3 protein-coding genes are annotated in these 1631 nt (G+C 42.0%); all 3 read left to right on the top strand.

All coding sequences use genetic code 11. The annotated features are described in order from the left end of the window. Positions 1-208: 208 nt before the first annotated feature. Positions 209-640, top strand: a complete 432-nt coding sequence (locus RDL68_RS06290; protein WP_308540825.1) for a hypothetical protein — start codon at positions 209-211, stop codon at positions 638-640. Between the two features lie 104 nt (positions 641-744). Continuing rightward, complete coding sequence (locus tag RDL68_RS06285; protein ID WP_308540824.1) at positions 745-1305, top strand: hypothetical protein; 561 nt, start codon at positions 745-747, stop codon at positions 1303-1305. Further along, positions 1292-1631 (top strand): hypothetical protein (locus RDL68_RS06280; protein WP_308540823.1); only part of this gene is annotated, 340 nt, incomplete at its 3' end. The genes RDL68_RS06285 and RDL68_RS06280, both read left to right, overlap by 14 nt.

Raw genomic sequence — 1631 nt, 5'->3', positions numbered from 1 at the left:
TTGGTCTCACATCAATTGTATCTCTACATACAAAACAATAATCATCATTTTTAAATTGTGAAAACGATATAGGTTGTATTATAATTGGAGTAGGCAGTTGGGTTGCCTTGGTAGAAAAACGGGGATACACAAGTAAGATTGTTGTTGGCGAATTAGGAAAACGATATAAGGAAGAGAATTGCAAATCGTCATCTTAAGGAGGAAAAAGATGAAAAAACTAATTAGAAATACCCTTACGATTGTCTCCTGTCTGTTCTTTATCTCCTACTTTTCTTTGCCCGCCTTTGCAGGAAACACGCAGGACACCTCATGGAATTGGCACATGCCAGGTTTTTCTATTGAACGTTACACTCCCATCCGTGAAAAGACTGACACATCTTCCGCTTATTTTAAGGCGGAAACGGTTCGAGTATATGGTGGAGTGGTTAAGGTGAAGGCGGTCTATGATGACGGATCTAACCCACGTTTTCAAGAAGTTAGAACGATTGATCATCCAATGGAAGTTTGCTTAGCATCTTATGCTTATGAAGACCACGGACCGGGAACTAGGATCAAAATTCGCGGAGATCGTATTGGGCAATACGAAATGTGGCTATCCGGAGTATGGAGTCCGGATTCCGTTGGTTGTCCATTCGATTAAACATTGGCATAGAATGACAGTTTGTTTCTATATTCAAAAATGAGAATTAGTGCATAAAAAGGAACCCAACTGCGCTACAGTTTATTAGCTAGAGAAAGGAACGAATGAATATGCCTAAGAGATTCAAAGTCTTTCTAAGTGCTTTAGCATTGCTTTTCCTATTTTGCGCCTTTCAAATATTTCAAATCAATCGCGAAATACCAAATCAAGTACGAGAAGTACAAAAGTCATTGCCATATACTTTGAATGTAGATGGCACCGAAGTAACGGTGACCGATTACGCATTTGGTACGAAAGAACTGGATGGAATAACCTATCACACCTGTACGCTCTTCTTGCAAGTAAAAACTGGCGACGTAATGCCTGATCCGAAGGCGTCTCTCTTTCCTTTTGCCATGGTGGAAAATGATTATATTTTCCCGGACATACAAGGATATTCAGAAAATCTTCGCGACCCCGAAACGAGAGCGCTTGTGTTGGAGCCAAATAACACGGTGGAAGGAAGCATTATGTTTTTGCTCAGCGCTGCGAAAAAAGCCGCTTCCGTTCGGCCGGCATTAGTGATGAAGCCGCGCGCATATCTTGAATTGTATGATCGTGAATGGGATGCGGGTAATCTGTACCTTGAATTTATTCCTTTGGAGGCAAAACATGTTCAATCTTGATTTGTATCGGGTGTGTTATCGAAAACGCATTTGGGCGATCATTCCTATCGTCTTCATTTGTTGTTTCGTAGCCATACAGGATATTTCCTTTGGAGATGGAGGGGAAATACCCCTGGATGTAAGACACTGGTTTCCATTAAATAGCGCATGGAATATGTGGCAGCCCTTCTCCAATGGAGTACCGGCGACAATATTGGGATGGCTTTCGTTTGTGATGGTTGCTCTCCCTGCAAGCGATCTCTTCTACGAAGATCAAAAAAGCCGCCTTGCCGTCCCTTTACGTACAGTGAAGAGGCAGACGAAAATCACCGGTTCTCACTATATCA

The sequence above is a fragment of the uncultured Murdochiella sp. genome, from assembly GCF_902488755.1.
Taxonomy (GTDB): domain Bacteria; phylum Bacillota; class Clostridia; order Tissierellales; family Peptoniphilaceae; genus Murdochiella.
Note: the sequence above shows the minus strand (reverse complement) of the source record. Positions and strands in the feature narration are given on the sequence as shown.

Coding starts and splice junctions, on each gene's coding strand:
- RDL68_RS06285 (WP_308540824.1), top strand. CDS start 745: ATGAATATGCCTAAGAGATTCAAAGTCTTTCTAAGTGCTTTAGCATTG.
- RDL68_RS06290 (WP_308540825.1), top strand. CDS start 209: ATGAAAAAACTAATTAGAAATACCCTTACGATTGTCTCCTGTCTGTTC.